This is a genomic window from Archangium lipolyticum (assembly GCF_024623785.1).
In the GTDB taxonomy this organism is placed as follows: Bacteria; Myxococcota; Myxococcia; order Myxococcales; family Myxococcaceae; genus Archangium; species Archangium lipolyticum.
On record NZ_JANKBZ010000064.1, the window covers coordinates 1 to 15,676 of the forward strand.

Annotated in this window: 11 protein-coding genes; 6 read left to right on the forward strand and 5 right to left on the reverse strand. The window is 67.0% G+C overall.

Going from position 1 to position 15,676, the window contains the following annotated elements:
• The first annotated feature begins 75 nt into the window (after positions 1-75).
• A complete protein-coding gene (locus NR810_RS51480) occupies positions 76-576 on the forward strand; it encodes a hypothetical protein (RefSeq protein ID WP_257463529.1) in 501 nt (166 codons plus the stop codon).
• Positions 577-646: 70 nt separating this feature from the next.
• On the opposite strand, the gene NR810_RS51485 is transcribed toward NR810_RS51480, so the two are convergent.
• Positions 647-1,567, reverse strand: a complete 921-nt coding sequence (locus NR810_RS51485) for an N-acyl amino acid synthase FeeM domain-containing protein (RefSeq protein WP_407653911.1) — start codon at positions 1,565-1,567, stop codon at positions 647-649.
• 135 nt (positions 1,568-1,702) lie between these two features.
• Here NR810_RS51485 and NR810_RS51490 point away from each other — a divergent pair, with 135 nt between their 5' ends.
• Entirely contained in the window at positions 1,703-2,071 is a 369-nt protein-coding gene (locus tag NR810_RS51490; protein WP_257463531.1) for a class I SAM-dependent methyltransferase, read from the forward strand.
• Between the two features lie 3 nt (positions 2,072-2,074).
• Here the strand turns inward: NR810_RS51490 and NR810_RS51495 are convergent, their stop codons facing one another.
• The 3 genes from NR810_RS51495 to NR810_RS51505 are packed head-to-tail and all read right to left on the reverse strand — an operon-like array spanning position 2,075 to position 7,169.
• Positions 2,075-4,471, reverse strand: a complete 2,397-nt coding sequence (locus NR810_RS51495) for an efflux RND transporter permease subunit (protein WP_257463532.1) — start codon at positions 4,469-4,471, stop codon at positions 2,075-2,077.
• A gap of 16 nt (positions 4,472-4,487) precedes the next feature.
• Positions 4,488-6,365, reverse strand: a complete 1,878-nt coding sequence (locus NR810_RS51500; protein WP_257463533.1) for a hypothetical protein — start codon at positions 6,363-6,365, stop codon at positions 4,488-4,490.
• A 12-nt stretch (positions 6,366-6,377) separates the two neighbouring features.
• The gene (locus NR810_RS51505) at positions 6,378-7,169 is read right to left on the reverse strand and encodes an outer membrane lipoprotein-sorting protein (protein ID WP_257463534.1); all 792 of its coding nucleotides are present in this window, start codon (positions 7,167-7,169) and stop codon (positions 6,378-6,380) included.
• A gap of 407 nt (positions 7,170-7,576) precedes the next feature.
• On the opposite strand from NR810_RS51505, the gene NR810_RS51510 reads away from it, so the two are divergent.
• Positions 7,577-9,205 carry an FAD-binding oxidoreductase gene (locus tag NR810_RS51510; protein ID WP_257463535.1) on the forward strand — a complete coding sequence of 543 codons (1,629 nt, stop codon included), beginning with the start codon at positions 7,577-7,579 and terminating at the stop codon, positions 9,203-9,205.
• A 26-nt stretch (positions 9,206-9,231) separates the two neighbouring features.
• Here the strand turns inward: NR810_RS51510 and NR810_RS51515 are convergent, their stop codons facing one another.
• Positions 9,232-10,164, reverse strand: a complete 933-nt coding sequence (locus NR810_RS51515; RefSeq protein WP_257463536.1) for a hypothetical protein — start codon at positions 10,162-10,164, stop codon at positions 9,232-9,234.
• A gap of 677 nt (positions 10,165-10,841) precedes the next feature.
• Between NR810_RS51515 and NR810_RS51520 the strand changes: the two genes are divergently transcribed.
• The 3 genes from NR810_RS51520 to NR810_RS51530 all read left to right on the forward strand — a co-directional run bounded on the left by NR810_RS51520 (position 10,842) and on the right by NR810_RS51530 (position 15,079).
• Positions 10,842-12,098 (forward strand): hypothetical protein, encoded by a 1,257-nt coding sequence (locus NR810_RS51520; RefSeq protein ID WP_257463537.1) that lies wholly within the window; start codon positions 10,842-10,844, stop codon positions 12,096-12,098.
• A 491-nt stretch (positions 12,099-12,589) separates the two neighbouring features.
• Entirely contained in the window at positions 12,590-13,627 is a 1,038-nt protein-coding gene (locus NR810_RS51525) for an IS110 family RNA-guided transposase (protein WP_257463538.1), read from the forward strand.
• Between the two features lie 1,176 nt (positions 13,628-14,803).
• Positions 14,804-15,079 carry a hypothetical protein gene (locus NR810_RS51530; RefSeq protein WP_257463539.1) on the forward strand — a complete coding sequence of 92 codons (276 nt, stop codon included), beginning with the start codon at positions 14,804-14,806 and terminating at the stop codon, positions 15,077-15,079.
• Positions 15,080-15,676: the final 597 nt, after the last annotated feature.

The following is a 15,676-nucleotide window of genomic DNA, read 5'->3' on the forward strand; positions in this document are numbered from 1 at the left end:
CTGAGGACATGAGCCGCCTGGCTGGGCGGCTACGCGCGAAGCCGACGGGCGCCTGGGCAGCCTGAAGACCCGGCGATGGAGCGAGAAGCGGATGGGGCTTTTGCTGTTTGCGTCTTCAATACGTCCAGTGCGAACGTCCGGCGCAGCAGCCCGGCCCAATCCAGTCGCGGCATGCGCTCCTTCTTCGCTTCCGCCTTCGCCGCTGCCTCGGGCGGTGCGCTCGCCTCTTTTTCTTTCGGCTCTGCCTCCGTCAGGGGGAACGTCGTGCGTGGGAATGCGAAGGGCGCGCTGAACGTCGGCAGCACGAATACCCTCCACGACAACAATCTGACGATCTGCGCAGGTGTGCGTATTCCGGCCAAGGTGAGCCTGCCGCTTGAGAAGGAGGGCCACCGTCTCCATTGCAATCACAGAGCTGCACAGCTGGCACGCGATGATGGAGGACGGGCCCACGCGCTCCGAGGACTTCACCTTGCTGAAGTCCAGATAGCCTCGGTGCAGGGCACGTGGGGCGAGCGCCACCGCAAGGCGATGAACACCTCCTGTTCGCTCATGCGCGGCTCGAAGCCGCAGTAATCTTCGAAGGACATCCCCGCTTCGTCGTAGTTCCAAGGAGCGGGACTGGATTCCATGAGGGGAGGGCTCGCTACATGTTCGCGGCAACGCACAGGTCCGGCCGCGACTTCGCCAGGATCCGACGCAGGGTGGGCACCGTCCGCCACAGGTAGGACTCGTGAGCGGGGGAGAGGTTCGCGAAGGATTCGGGGTGGGCCTCGCCGAGCCGGCCTGCGGCCCTGAGGACGGCCAGGAGTCGCCGCTCCATGAACAACGCGTCCTTCGGGAGCCGCAGCTGGGGGAAGGTGGCCTCCTCGAAGAACCAGCGCGGGTTCTTCACCGTGCGCGGCCAGCGAGCGAAGCGCCGGAAGAAACGCTCGCTTACCTCGCGCATGTTGAGGCGCAGTGCGACGGCCACCGCCTGTTTCTTCAGACCGGGGTACTGGCGGATGGGTCCCATCCGCTCGAACCCAAGCGCGGCGCAATACACGTCTTCCGCATCCGGGTGGACGGCGCAGACCGCGTCATCCATCATCAGCTGCTCGCGCCCGAAGTGCAGCATGAGCTTGTAGAACAGATACACCAGCCCGGTCCGCCGGTACTCAGGGCCCATGCAGAGCGCCCCCACCTCCAACATCCTGCGACCTTCGGCCCGCAGCCTGGCCAGCTCCGCTCCGTAGATGGCATCCATGGGGAGGCCCAGGGGGCCGTCTTGAATCAGCGCGGCGGTTCCCACCACCTTTCCAGCGTCCAGGCCCACGATTGTGGCGGTAGTGGGTAGCACCAGGTGTGGGGTGACACGCAGGCCAGAAGGATGAGGCTCACTGATCCCTCGGCGTACATACATCTCATGGAGCAGCCGTGAGGACGCTTCCAACTCTGCTTCGGTATCCGCGACCTTCACCTCCACATTCTGGAGACGCTTCTCATCCAGCGAGAAGCGTGTGCGAACGATGGCATGGCGGAGGCCCCTGGGCAGGCTACGAAACAATGCAGGCTGAATACTTTTCATGTTGTGCGCGCTTTCCCTTTCTGGCGGATCTTCACTGCACGACCAGTGCCAGCCCTCTCCTCTGCGCTGATCAGAGGAGGGACGGATCCGGGTCCGCGGCGGCAGGCTTGAACACTGACGGTTGTTCCCCTCAGGGTGAGGTGGACTGTCATCACCATCGCGCCACAGCCGGGCGAGCTGGTGGCGCGACAGGGATTGACGAATGTTGCCTTCCGCCAGGGCGATATCACCCACCTGCGGATGTTTGCCGATGCCTCGGTGGATGCAGTGGTGTCGACAATGTCCCTGCACCACCTGCCGACGGTGGAGAGGCTGTGCCAGACCTATCGCGAAGTGGCTCGCATCCTGAAGCCGGGCGGCGGCATCTACATGGTTGACTTCGGTCACCTGAAATCCAGGCGCAGCATCGAGTACTTCGGCCACCAGCATGCCCACCGCCAGCCGGCGTTGTTTACGCTCGGGGTGGGTGGCATGAGCTGCACCGCCCTGGGTAGCGCGCCCTGAGCTTCAGGGCGTCGAGGACGTCGTCCCCAGGACGGGCTCGCCAGGCTGGGGAGGCGTCTCCACTCCCAGCCGAGTCCGCGTCACGAGGAGCAGCGGGGGAAGCAGGAGCAGCTCTCCCACCAACCCCGCCACCATGGCCAAGGCGGTGAGCAGCCCGAAGTACCGCGTGGGGCTGAAGCTCGACACCACCACCACCGACATCCCCACCCCCAACACCAGCGCAATCCAGAGAGCCCCCAGCCCCTTGGTGCTCAGCGTCTCCGCCAGCGCCCGCTCCGGGTTGCCATGCGCGCGCAGTCGCTCCCGCATGTACTGGATGAAGTGGAGGGTGTCGTCCACCGCGATGCCCAACACGACGGAGGACGTCATCGTCGTGGACAGGCTCAGGGGAATTCCCGTCCAGCCCATCCATCCCATCACACAGACAATGGGAAACAGATTGGATGGAATGGTGAACAGCCCCGCGCGCACCGAGCGGAACACGAGGAAGATGGGGCCGAAGATGAGCAGGAACGACAGCGCCAGGCTGTTGACCTGACTGCCGACGATGTTGTCCGTCATCTCCAGCCAGAGCCGCCCCTGCCCCGTGGCCATCGCGTGGTATCCCTCCCGAGCAGGAAAGTGCTCCTGCAGGTACACGTTCACCCGCTCGTAGAGTTCCTGGAGCCGCGTCGAACCGTGCTCGCGCACCCGGGCCACCCCGCGCACCCACTGGTAGGACGCGTCCACCGCCTCGCCCAGGCTTTCATCACCGTCGAGTTGGAGGAGCTGCGCCACCTGCTCGCGCGTGTCCGGGATGCGGAAGGATTCGGGCCTTCCCTCGTCGAACTCCCGGTGCAGGAGCTTCACATGGTCCACCAGCGAGGTGACGTGGTCCGCGCCCACCTCCCGGCGAAGAAACGCGTCGAGCGCCTCCAGCTTGCGCAGCTCCGCCGGCTCGAGGAAGCGCTCGGGTTCCTCGGCACGTATCGACACGACGATTTGCGTGGTGCCCCCCAGGTGCTCCTCGACGAAGGCCGTGTGCTGGCGCAGGGTCGTCCCCTCGCCGAACTGCTCCAGGTTGTCCTCGTTCACCGTCAGGCGCAGCAGGCCTGCCCCCGCAATCAGGACGATGAACACCGATGCGGCCACGAGCCAGCGTGGATGACGGAACACCCAGCGGATGTACGCGGCCATCCACGCATCGAGCCAGCCGGGGGTCCGCACCTGCTCGCGCCGGATGTACCAGGACGCCGGTCGCAGACGAGACGCCAGCGGCAGCACCAGGAAGGTGACCACCATGGACAGCATCACCGCCAGCGCCGCCGCGATTCCGAACTCTCGCATGGCCGGCGTGGGGCTGACCGACAGCGCGATGAATCCCACCGCGGTGGTCAGGTCACACATGAACACCGGCACCAGGAGCTCCGCCAGGGTGCGCACGGGCGCGCGCTCTGGCGTTTCCTCGCGGGCGTTCCGGGCCCACTCCGAGAGGAAGTGGATGATGTTCGCCACCCCCAGCACCATCATCACTGGCGGCAGGATGGTGGAGAGGTTGTTGATGGAGCCCCCCACCCACGTGAGCGCGGCCATGCCCACCAGCAGGGCCCCCGTCACGTTCGCCAAGGCCAGCAGCACGCCGGGCACCCTCCGCGAGAACATCCACAGCAGTACCACCACCAGCGCGTAGACGATGGGAACGAAACGCTCCAGGTCCACCTGCATGTGGTACGCGACGTCCGCATCGATGACCGGGTCTCCCGTGAGGAAGAAGCGGGTGGGGCCGCGCTGCTCCTCCTGCGCCAACAGCCGGCGGACCTCCGCGACGAGCGCCGCCTTCTGTGCGTCGTCCAGGCCGTCCACCAGCCGCACGCTCAAAGCCCCCACCGTAGGCGACACGTCCGAGAGCAGTCCCCCGTGAATGAGCGGGTTGCGGCGGGCGCGCTCGCGCAGGGCCGCCAGCGCGGCCGGGTCCTCCGGTGTTGGCTCGGGGACCAGGGGCACGGTGCGAAAGCCGTCCGCGTCCCCCACCAGGTCCTTCACGTGCGTGAGGCTGGTGACCTTGTCGACCGGGGAGAATTCCGCCTCACCGCCGGGCAGGCGCAGGTGCTGGAGCGCTTCGCTCAGCGCGCGCACCTGCTCCAGGCTGGTGCGCGAGAAGACGTCGTCCGTGCGGTAGGCCACGTAGATCAGCTCGTCATTGACGAAGTGGCCGTTGACCGAGTCCAGGTCCGCCTGCAACGGCGACGTCCGGTCGAAGAATGGGTCCAGCCCGGACTCCATCTCCAAGAAGGGCAGGCTGCCCGCGCTGGCCAGCAACAGGCCCGCCAGCAGCGCCGCCACCGTCCGTGGGTGCGTGTACAGCCACCCGGCCAACCGCTCGGGGAAGGAGTGCTCCTGACCACCAGATGCCGCGCTCACGTGTGTCGCCCCATCGCTAGAAGCTCGCTTCCATGGAGGCCTCGAGGCGCGAGTTGTGTCGGAATGGAGCGAAGCTCCCCTCCTCCGCGCTCCCGAAGAGCCACAGGTATCCCAATCGCGCCTTCACCCGGTCGAAGAGCACGTACTCCACCCGGGGGTTGGCGAAGCCATCATCGCCCTTGCGAGACAGCGCCCCGGCCACTTCGAAGCGCAGGTCCGGGCCGGCTTCGTACGCCACGCGCGCCAGCAGCCCGCTGGGCACCGGTCGTCGCAGTCGCCCAAGGGCATCATCCGACAAGCGGCCTGCCAGGGCCTGGGAATGTGTCAGCTCCAGGAAGACATGCAGCGAGTGGTCCTGGAAGAAGGGCCCCACCTGGTAGTCCCCACCGACGACGCCAATGGCATACGGGTCTTCCCGGAAGGGGTCCTGGGCCCGGCGGTCCCGGGTGAGGAAAGCCGCCGCCTCCGCCACCAGCCTCAGCTTCCCCAGGGTGTACTCGACATCCAACGTGGCCACGTGGAGCCGCTCGTGGGTTCCGGTGATGGTGACTTCCAGCCCGGGAGGCGGACCTGGCACGGGCAGGATGTCCGCGCGGAGCGTGGGCATCCGGTCCATCAACGTGACGAAGCCCAGCGACAGGTCCGCCCCGAGCACCGAGGCCACCAACCGCACGCCTCCCTGCGAGTGCGCGACGCGAGCGGAGGGCACCCGCGGCGCCGTCACCGTGACGTGAGCCGGAATCCCTTCCGGGAGCGGCAGCCGGCCGCGAACCCAACGGGAGCGGGCCACGAACGCTCCGTCCGGACCTATGGCCTCCGGCAGCGGCAGGAGGTGCGCCTCCGGCACGGGAAGGAAATAGCCCTCCAGCAACACCGGGCCGAAGAAGGCGCTCACACGGGCCATCCAAGCGCCGCGCTTCTCCGGGGCCAGCGGGTCGCGCAGGTCCACCGGGTCCAATACGTCCGTGGGGTTGTAGAGGCTTGCGGCCCCCCAGGACGTCAGCAGCCGCCCCGCCCGGAACGCCCAACGCGTGCCCTTCAGCTCGAAGTAGGCCTCCTCCACGTCGAAGCGGTCCCGGCTGGGGTCCGCGAAGTCGCGGCGCATCAGGAACGAGCCATGGATCGTGGCTCCAGCCGTCGTGCCCCGGACCTGGAGCCCCAGTTCCGCGAGGTCGCGCCCCGCCACGCGGTCATCCCCCAGGTGCTCCGGGTAGCTGAAATGCTCCACCGACACCCGGCCTCCCACTTCCACGGCCGGCTGTGCCGTGGCTGGCTCGGGCGCATCCTGTGTGAAGTCCACGCCGCTCATGGCCGCGGCCCATGCGTCATCGCTCGGAGCGGGCGCTTCCGGTGCGCTCGGTGCATCGGCCACGAGCGTGGGCTCGGGCGCCGAGGCCGTGGGCGGCGCCGCGCTCAGGGTGGGCAGCTTGCGCGCCAGGGCCTGCACCAGTCGGTCAGCGGCCTCGGCGCGCAGGCGCGGCTTGCCCAGGTCCGCAAAGGCAAGTGCCACCCCCTGCCCGCTGGCAGGCTCCACCGCGCGCAAGACCAGCCGGAAGCCCGCCCCCCGGCGGGTGAGCAACGCCGTCACCGCCGTATCGAACGAAAGGCGCGTGGCGAGCCCTGGCAGGTACTCGGGCTCCGCCCACCGCCCCGCCGGGGCATGGAGAGCACGGGCGGCCTCCCTAAGCGGCCGCCCTCCCACCGCCTGGAACTGCGAGGAGCGCTCCAGCGCGCGCTGGAGCGTGGAGCGCAGCGCGGATTCAGAGGCGAGTCCCGTGGTGTCCTTGACCCGCACCAGCGCGACCCGAGGCGACACGCGGGGCTGTGCGGCCACCGCGGTGGCCACCAACATCAGGAGCGGCAGCCATGTCCGTCCCCGGCACATCCATCTCATGGGTGGCTCCGCCTACTCGACGTTCATCGCGTGCTGGCTGAACGTTTCCGCAGAGAGAGCGAAGTCCGTCTGGCGCTGCTCCACCGTGAGCACGGTCCGGTGCTTGCGCTGGACGTCGATGACCGTTGTCTCGTCCGCCCGCCAGGCCGAGCCGGAGACCTGGCGGACCTGGCTCATCCGTATCTCCTTGAGCGGCTGGAGCTTCTTGTCGAAGGAGCGCACTCGGACGGCGAAGAGGTTGTCCTTGCGCAGCCAGACGTGCGTCTTGCCGTAGGGCGACTCCTTCACCACCTTGGGCGCGGAGGGCACGGCCTCGATGAGGTGACAGTCCTGCCCATCCACCTTCTCACTGCCGAGCAGGCGATAGCTGTAGTCCTCCACCTCGCGGCGCTTGAGGTCTTCGAAGAAGAAGTCGGTGCCGACGAAGCGGTCCCCCAGCTCCGCCTGTCCCACCCGGCGTGTCTTCCGGAATGAAGGCAGGTACAGCCACTGGTCGTCCTGCCCCTCCTCGTCCGGGGCCTGGAGGCTCAGCAAGGTGGTGCCCTTCACGTCCGCGGGCTGGAGGAAGCGCACGCGCAACCGATCTCCGCGCCCCTCAGGGTCCTGGGTGATGAACTCCACCTGGCGAACACGCTGGGCCCCTCCCTGGTCCTGCAACATCAGGCGCGAACGCACCCGCTCCTGTGGCAGGCGATGCTGGACATCACTCTTGCGCATCAGGGCCAGGGCCTCGTCCTCGGCACGGGCAGGGAGCCCCAAGACTGTCGCGCCCACCGTCAGGCAGGCAAGGAACGAACGGAACATGAAAAGATGTCTCATACCAACCCGCGATAGCAATCCCCGGACCAGTCACCCGACGCCCCTCCCTTCCCTGTGAGACGCGCAGGCCGCCGCCGCCCATGGACGGGAAGCGGGGTGTAGACAGTCCTCCCCATCTTGTTGGGTGCCCCCCTCAACACGCAGCCCTTGCCTGAAAGCAGCCGGGGATCGGCACGGACGGGGCTGGCACGGACGGGGCTGGCACGGACGGGGCTGGCACGGCGTGTGCTCAAGGGCTTCGCAGCGTCGCCTCACGAGTGACGCAGACACCCACCTCGGGCGGGGGCCGCCCGAGCTGAGCCCGGCATTGCCGGGCGTGCTGCGCGCCTGCGGGCGCCATGGCACCTGACTGTCTTGCGGCAGTCGGGTTGTTTCATTTTGCGGAGGCCGAATTGAAGACAGCAATGCCGGAGTGGATTTCGGAAGAGAATGGTCCAACCAGCGCGGACCCCAGCGCCAACGTCACCGGGCAGGCCCAGCCGGTGCGCGGCGTGGTCCGCCCGCGCCACGTCCTCGACGTCCTGCGCCTGGTGCGACGCGCCCGTGCCAAGGGCATTCCTCTGTACCCGTTCTCCACCGGCTTGAATCACGGCTATGGCAGCCGCTCGCCGGTCACCCCGGACAATTTGCTGGTGGACCTCTCGGCTTTGCAGCACATCCGGGTCAGCACGCGCAGCCGTGACGGGGCGGCCTTGCCCGTGGTCGAGATCGGCCCCGGCGTGACCCAGGGCATGCTGTACGATTTCCTCGAGCGCCATCATCCCGAGTACACCTTCAACGTGACCGGAGCGGCGCGCGCCACCAGCATCATCGGCAATGCGCTTGACCGTGGTGTGGGCTACCTGGGGCCGCGCAAGGAGGACTTGTTCGGACTGGTGGCCGTGACTGGGGAGGGGCGGCTGTTCCGCAGCGGCTTCCGGCGCTTGCGCCGCTCGCCCTTGAGCCATAGCCATCCGTACGGGCTGGGCCCCATGGTGGATGGCTTGTTCTTTCAGGGGAATTTCGGACTGGTGGTGAGCGCCTGCTTCCGCCTCGTTCCCAAGCGCCCGGTGCGCGTCGCGCTGTCGCTGGCGCTGCACCGTGCCGCCGACCTGCCGCAGTTTCTCGATGAGCTGGCGCGCTGCAAGTCGGAAGGCTTGATCGGCTCGGTGACCCACATCGCCAACCAGGCCCGCACCCACGTCAGCATGGCCTACGGCATCACGCGCTACCTGGAGACGGAATGCGGCTTTTCTGCCGAGCAGGCCGAGCGCGAGACGGCACGTGCGCTGCGCGTGGTGGCGCCGGGCGAATGGACCAGCCTGGGCGGTATTTTTGGAAATGCCGGGCAGGTCAAGGCCAGCGTGCGCGAGGTGCGTGCGCGCCTGGGCCGCATCGCCCGGGTGCGCGTGATCAGCGATGAATCGCTGGCGCGCGACTACACGGTCTGCCATGCGGGACGGCGCCTGCCCCTGCTGCGCGCCAACGCCGCTGCGATCGCCGCCGTACGGCCCCTGCATGGCCTCGCGCTGGGCATTCCCACCGACGTGGCCATCGACAACCTGCTGTGGAGGTTCGGCCGGCCCCAGCTGGGGGCGGCCAAGCTGGATGCGTCCGACTGCGGGCTGATGTTTATCAACCCCGCGCTGCCGATGGATGGCGCCTTGGTCACCCGCGTGGTGGCGCAGCTCGAAGCCGTGGCGCGCGAGTACGGCCATACGCTGTACATCACGATCAATATCGAAACCCCCACCTCCCTGGTGGCGGTGATCAACCTGCTGTTCCAGCGCAGCGACCCGGCTGCCACCGCGCGCGCCCGGCAGTGTGCCGATGCGCTGCTGGCCTGCCTGCATAGACACGGCCTGGAGCTGTACCGCGCGCGCGCCGATACGATGGAGACGCTGATCAAGCGTGATCCGCGCTACTGGCAAACGGTCGGTGAGTTGAAGCGGGTATTCGATCCGGACGGAATCATTGCGCCGGGCCGTTATGCGCCGGCGCAAGATTGGATCGAGGCGCGGGCAGCCGGACAGGCTGCGTGAGCGTGGGTAGGCCCCCCGAGAGGGTGTCAAAGAATTCGTGTGAGGGGACTCGGCACGACACGCGGCGGGAAGGAGTAGAGCGGAAAGGGGGCCGAAAAGTCCCCTCGCCTCCACCGGGCAGCCGCCTCGCGGAACGCCGCGACGAAGGTCCGGTACTGCTCGCGCCACTCCCTCAGCGCCTGGCGCGTGGAGGCATGTCCCAATGGCCGCGGGCTGCGCTTGAGGTGCTCGGGCCGAGTATGCGGGTGCTGGGCCCTCACGGCTTGAGCCCCCATGACAGGCGTGTCCCGTGCGCGAGCCTCGGATTCCACCGCCTCCACCAATCCCCGCACCGCACGCCGCCGCTCCTCCTCCCCCAGTCCTTTCCAACACGGGAGGGGCTCCACCACCAGCTCCACTGGCTCGGCGATTTCCTCTGCGAAGCGCCCCTCCCCCGCCTCCAAGTCCTCGCTCCTCCTCTTGCTCCAGCGCTTCGTCCAGCTGAACCACTGGAACAGCCGCCTCGCCGGCCCCAGCAGCTGCGGCAGGCACGTGAGGCCCGGCCACTCGGCGCTCCTCTCCACCAGGCCCTCCTTCACCCCATGGGCCAGCACGTAGCGCAACCGCCCCACCAGCGCCTCGTCGTCCAGGACTGGCTCGGCTGAATAGCGCCTCTCCCAGAAGCCGCCACTCCAGTCCACCAGTCGCCCCACCTTCCTGGAGAGGTTGGCGCGCAGGTACTGCATGAAACCGGCGAGCGCTGCCCCCCGGGCCCACACCAGCAGGTGGAAATGGTTGGAGGCAAAGGTGAAGGCGTGCAGCCGTACGTTGCCGGCGTTCTGCTGGACGGCTCGTGCCAGCACGCCTCCCACCACCTCGTTCACCTCCACGCTCGGGCGCAGCAGCAGCCGTCCTTGGAAGCACCTGGACGTCACGAAATAGAAGCCCTCCTCCTGGAACATCCTCAGCGGCCAGCCCATCCCCATCCCCTACGCACGAGTCTCCAGGCCGGATGCACCCTGTGGGCCAACGCCAAGTCATCGGAATGACTTGAAGAGCGGTCGGTTACCCGTCCACGCCCGAGCCTCGTTCTCACTCAAGCCCCTCGCTTCGAATCCTTTGACACCGTCCCTGAATCCTTTGACACCGTCCCTGGGCCCCGAAGAAAAAGCCGATTTGATCGCGTTTCTCGAGAGCTTGACCGACAAGACATTTCTCTCGGACCCGCGTTTCGCGTCGCCGTTCGAAGCGACGCGCTAGGTGCTAGCGCGGCACCGCGTCCTTTGCCGGTGAATGGGCCTGGGCTCATTATGGCAGTGTGACCCGGATGGTCGCTTGGTCGTGATCTGTAGCCCCGATTGGGAGGCGGTTGGCCGTGCGGAGGGGCGGGCGCACGAGCGCAACGGGTCTCTGACAGCTGGGTAAATGGTCCTGGGCTCGGTTGGATCTCTGGTCGACGAAGGTACGGCAACCAAGCAACCTCGGATCAACAAAAGTGTGAGCGGCTCACGAGCTTGTGATCCGAACATAGCCGGGATGCGTAGGGCCCATGTAGTCGACGGGAGGGTGCTGCACGTGCAACACCGCCCGATCCTGGCGACGCTCTACCCGCTGCGTCGGGATCACACGGCAACACACAAAACGCGAGGAGGATTCAATGATCACGACAAGCCGTAAGCTTTTCAAGCGCCGCCACGCGGCAGCGCTGGCCTTCACGATCAGCATGTTCGCGCTCTTCACGCCCGAGGCCAAGGCGCAAGCGTCAGGGACGACCTTGGGCGATATCCTCGACCCGTTCCTGGACTTCTTTGAATGCAGGACGGGCAGCGCCGACGAACAGCTATTGTGCCGCGCTGTACGCACACGGGTCAACGACGAGCTCGCCCAGTCGAACCTCAGCATCGACGCCAACGGCATCCTTTTCGGCTACGACGATCCGACGCATATCAAAGTCGACACCGGCCACAGCTGTACGGTGACCGCACGCATCGAGCGCCGTCGCGCCAGTGCGCGTCTGGGCCGCGGCGCAACCTTCGACTTCCGTGGCAACGCCATCAGCGAGCCGGTGCTGATCGGCATCAAGCTACCCGTAACACTCGATGTGCGCTTCGACCTGAAACAATCGTTCGGTGCGCGAGATCTGTTCGGTTGCCATGGCCTTGGTAGTGATCACTACTCTGCCAGCGGTTCGTTGAATACGGACGCTCGGATCGCGGTGATGTTCACCTTGGCGCCGAGCCTGAGCGTCAACGCCGGCGGGGACCTGATCCTCACCATTCGACCGATGGTCCGCGTTGCTACCAAGCTCGAGCGCACCGACGTGAACCTGCGGGTGAGCGGCGTCAGCCCCGTCAGTGGGGTGGCGACGGCTCTTTTGGCCGGGCCCTCGACCTTGTTGAAGGGAGCGCTGCTCTTTGACTTCGACAAGATGGGCGAGCTGTTCAAGAATAGTGCGCTCACGGACCTGGCGCTGCCGATTTTGCTCGATCCAGGCCCGCTTGGCGACGCGGTGTTCAGTGTGGCGAGCAAGTTCGCGGAGCGACAGGTGGACCAACGCGCGCTCGCCTTTGGCGACGACCTGCAGGCCACGTTGATGAATGGACTGCGCCGCGCGCTCAAGCTCGACGGTGAAGACAAGCGCGTGTTCGTGATCCGCAAAGACTTCGCGTCCATCCTACGGGCGCAGGGCGAGCGCGCCGACATCTACTTGGCAACGCCGCCTTCCGACTGCACCTTCAAGGGTCGCACCATTGCGCACGGCAGCGCTGTGACCGCGTACGCCAGCGCGATCACGCCGCTGTGTGAGCCGTGTGAGTCCGAGCGACGCACCTGCAACAACGGCGTCTTGAGTGGCGTTTATACGGTGGAGAGCTGCGTCCCGCGCCGGCCCCGGCCTGGGCAGGCGTGCCCGTAGCCACAACGATGACTTAGATCCTGTGGCCTTTTGAACGCAACCAATACGATGGGCACACACCCAAGGGAAAGGCAGCCAACATTTGTCCTACGCCTCCCCCGCAGCCCGCCCCAGTACGAAGCTGCCTGCTCCCGCCGTAGCCAAGCGCCCAATTAGATCGCGGAGTGCGTCGGCGGGGGCAGAACCGAGGTCAACGTCCACGCTCGTGCTCGCGTCGGTGGTCTCAGGGTCGGACCTGAAATGTGCGACCTCATACAATCCGTTGGCAGCAAGGGATTTCGTGTCTTCTGTGTCGAACCAAGCTTCGAACCATTCGCACAACACGCGGGAGGCGTGATCGCCGGGCAGTCCACCCACCGTGAACTGAACGTTGTCCCAAACGAAGCGTATAGAGGAGATGAAGCGGCCAGGCGGCCAAGGGGGCGTGGAGGCGCACCGAGCCCTACATTGCGGCGGAGCGGACGTGACCGCCGAAGTGGGGGGAATGGGCGATGGAGTACATCGGCATCGACGTACACAAGCGGGACAGCCAGGTGTGCATCCTGGGGGAGGGTGGCGAGGTGGTGCTGGAGCAGCGGGTGAGGACGCAACGGGAGCGGTTGGGGGAGTTGCTGAGTAAGCGCTCGAAGGCCCGTGTGCTACTGGAGGCCTCCACCGAGAGCGAGTGGGTGGCGCGGTACTTGGAGGAGATGGGCCACGAGGTGGTGGTGGCCGACCCCAACTTCGCCCCTATGTACGCCACGCGCAGCCGTCGGGTGAAGACAGACAAGAGGGATGCGCGCAGCCTGGCGGAGGCGTGCAAGTTGGGGGCGTACCGGCCGGCGCACCGCGCCTCGGATGCCAGCAGACACATGAAGGCGCAGCTGGTGGTGCGCGAGGCGCTGGTGCGCACGCTCACTCGCTACATCAGCCTGGTGAGCGCCCTGGTGCGGTACGAGGGTTGGCGGATAGCGGATGGGGAGGCGGAGTCCTTCGTCAAGCGGGTGGCGGCCCTGCCGCTGCCGGGCAGGCTCATGGCGCAGGTGGCTCCGCTGCTCAATCTCATGCAGCACCTCAACGAGCAGATTGCCTTCATGAATGGGGTGCTCGAGCGAGTGGCCCACAAGGACGAGCAGGTGTCGCGCCTGTGCACGGTGCCGCAGGTGGGGCCGGTGACGGCGTGTGCCTTCGTGTCCGCGGTGGATGAGCCCGAGCGCTTCAGCGGGCCGCACCAGGTAGAGGCGTACCTGGGGCTGGTGCCGGGAGAGAAGAGCTCGGGAGAGAAGCAACACCGAGGCCCCATCACCAAGACAGGAGACAGCCGGGTGCGCTGGCTGCTGATACAAGCAGCCCTCTCCCTGCTGCGGGTGAAGAGGCCAGAAACGGCCCACCTGCGAGAATGGGCCGAGAAGATTGCCGCCCGGCGCGGCAAGAAGATTGCGGTGGTGGCACTGGCACGCAGGCTGGCCGGAATCCTCTTCGCCATGATGCGCGATGGGACGCAATACCGGCCACCCCAAGCACAGGAGGAGGAGAAGGAGGCAGCCTGAGCTGAGGAATCAATGGCCTGGCGCCTGAAGGTGAGCGGCTTCTCCAACAGGTTTCGACGGGCGGGTGAGCGCGGATTCCGCCTTTGGCCAGCAGCACAGGGCCGACGTATAGAGAGCGCCCCCGCTGTCGAATCTCCCCATGCGCCGGCGGCACAGCCCGCCCTGGGTTGAGCGCGAACAGAAGGATGAAGGGACCTCGAGGAGAGAAGGCTGCGAGCCAGAGGGTGTACAGGAGGCACTGCCCTTCGAGGCCGTCGCCGCATCCGCGCCCGCCCCCACGCGTGGGGCCAAGGGCGAGGCGGGCGCGGCCGCGGCGACGAGGGGCCGAAGGAAAGTATTTGGGTAGGGATGCCTGTTGTTGAAAGTGAGACAGGGCGAGGTGCCTACTTTGGGGGGCCGCTTCACAGAAGGCGGGATGGCCCTTCTAAAGTACCTGGAATCATAGCGGAATTTCTCCGGTTCGATTCCCGCCGCCTCCACTGGAAGTAGCAAGGCCCCGGCCGCCATCAGGCGAGCCGGGGTTTTCTTTTTTGGCCCAGGCCGCGAGGGGCAACCGGATGAACTGGCCACGCTCGTGGCGCTGGACCTGGAGCTTCGCCAACTCGGCGCAGAGGGCCTCCCACGGGAGCGTGGTGTAGAGGTCGATGGTTGTTGCCGCTCTTGCGCGGAGTGTGCGTGCAGAGTTCGAGGATGTCCTTCCGGGCGCCGTCCGTGCGGGCCAGGGGAGCTGCCGCTGCCTCAGGCGGCGGGCTCGCCTCTTGCGGCTTCGGCTCTACCCCCGCTTGGGGGAGCCGGATGCGCCGGGCACGCCCCGGGGAACGCTGGGGCCGGGCTCACGAAGGTGCTGAGCCAGTTGGGGGCGAAGCGGATGGTGCTGGGGCACACCACGACGCAGGACGGGCGCGTCCGCCTGCGCTTCGGAGGGCGGGTGGTGTTCATCGACACGGGGCTGAGCACGGGCTACGGCCACCATCTGGCGGCGCTGGAGATTCGGGGAGACAGGCTCCCGCGCCGAGTCCCTCCGTCCAGACGCCCCAGCCCGCCACGGCGCCTCGGCCGTTGCAGCGCGAGGCAATCTCCCGCTGAAGGCCACCGGTGCATCGGCAGCACGCGTTTGCAGTGGTTATTGCCCCAGAGTCGTGAGAGCCTTGCGACGCTTCACAACTTGGAGGGCACATGCGAGGAATCATCGGAGTCGTGTTGTCTGCGTGCTTGCTGGCGGGCTGTGGTGGTGTCGAAGCAGACATGGATGCCGAGCCGCTCGGTACAGAGCAGCCGGGTACCCATGAGACAGGCGAGGTCAGTGCCGCGGTGTTGCTCTACTGCCACGAATTGGATCGTACCGCCTGCCCATTGGCTGGAGCCAACCCACGGTCGTGCAAGGTCAGTGATATCGGTCACGCCGTGTGCTACTGCGACGAGGGCGTCTCGTATTGGCGTTGTTACTACTGAGCACCCCGCCCTGAGCTCAGCGGAAGCTGACGCCCACGGAGCTGACCACGTCGTTCCAGGGGCCGCCGGCGACATTGCCGGCGTTGCCCACCTGCCCCTCCCCAGGCACTCCTCGCGTATAGGCGGGAGAGAGGCCAGGTTGAGGGTGAGGGCTGGAGCGCAGGAGCCGAGGAGGGCCGCTGACGGGGCCGCCCGAGCAGGACGCCAGGCGGGTGGAGAAGCCGCGCATCCCCTTGGGATACACGTCGGCCCAGGCCGTCTTCCCATGAGGTGCGCGACAGCGGCCTGGTTCTCTTGGCTGGGGCGGCTTGAGCCTCAACACCACGCGGTCTGGGGGGCCCTCGCGCCGGGGCCAGCCTCGCACCTGCCGTGGCCAGGCCCAGGTGCTCCACAATCGCTCGCACTCCACCCCCTCCCTTCACCTACGCCAGCACCCGCCGCCTGCGCCTCCACACCAGGCACAGGTGAAGACGTCGATCATCAGGACGCAAACGACAAAAACGACCGGAGAGGGGCACGGCATGCTCGATGGTGACGTCCTCCCCCAGCACGATGACCCGCTCGACAAGTAAGCGGACGAGCCGTTGGCGCCCGGCG

Bases quoted from the DNA above. Each gene is read 5' to 3' on its own strand.
- NR810_RS51480 (WP_257463529.1), top strand. From the start codon at position 76: ATGGAGCGAGAAGCGGATGGGGCTTTTGCTGTTTGCGTCTTCAATACG.
- NR810_RS51485 (WP_407653911.1), bottom strand. From the start codon at position 1,567: ATGAAAAGTATTCAGCCTGCATTGTTTCGTAGCCTGCCCAGGGGCCTC.
- NR810_RS51500 (WP_257463533.1), bottom strand. From the start codon at position 6,365: ATGAGATGGATGTGCCGGGGACGGACATGGCTGCCGCTCCTGATGTTG.
- NR810_RS51505 (WP_257463534.1), bottom strand. From the start codon at position 7,169: ATGTTCCGTTCGTTCCTTGCCTGCCTGACGGTGGGCGCGACAGTCTTG.
- NR810_RS51515 (WP_257463536.1), bottom strand. From the start codon at position 10,164: ATGGGCTGGCCGCTGAGGATGTTCCAGGAGGAGGGCTTCTATTTCGTG.
- NR810_RS51520 (WP_257463537.1), top strand. From the start codon at position 10,842: ATGATCACGACAAGCCGTAAGCTTTTCAAGCGCCGCCACGCGGCAGCG.
- NR810_RS51525 (WP_257463538.1), top strand. From the start codon at position 12,590: ATGGAGTACATCGGCATCGACGTACACAAGCGGGACAGCCAGGTGTGC.
- NR810_RS51530 (WP_257463539.1), top strand. From the start codon at position 14,804: ATGCGAGGAATCATCGGAGTCGTGTTGTCTGCGTGCTTGCTGGCGGGC.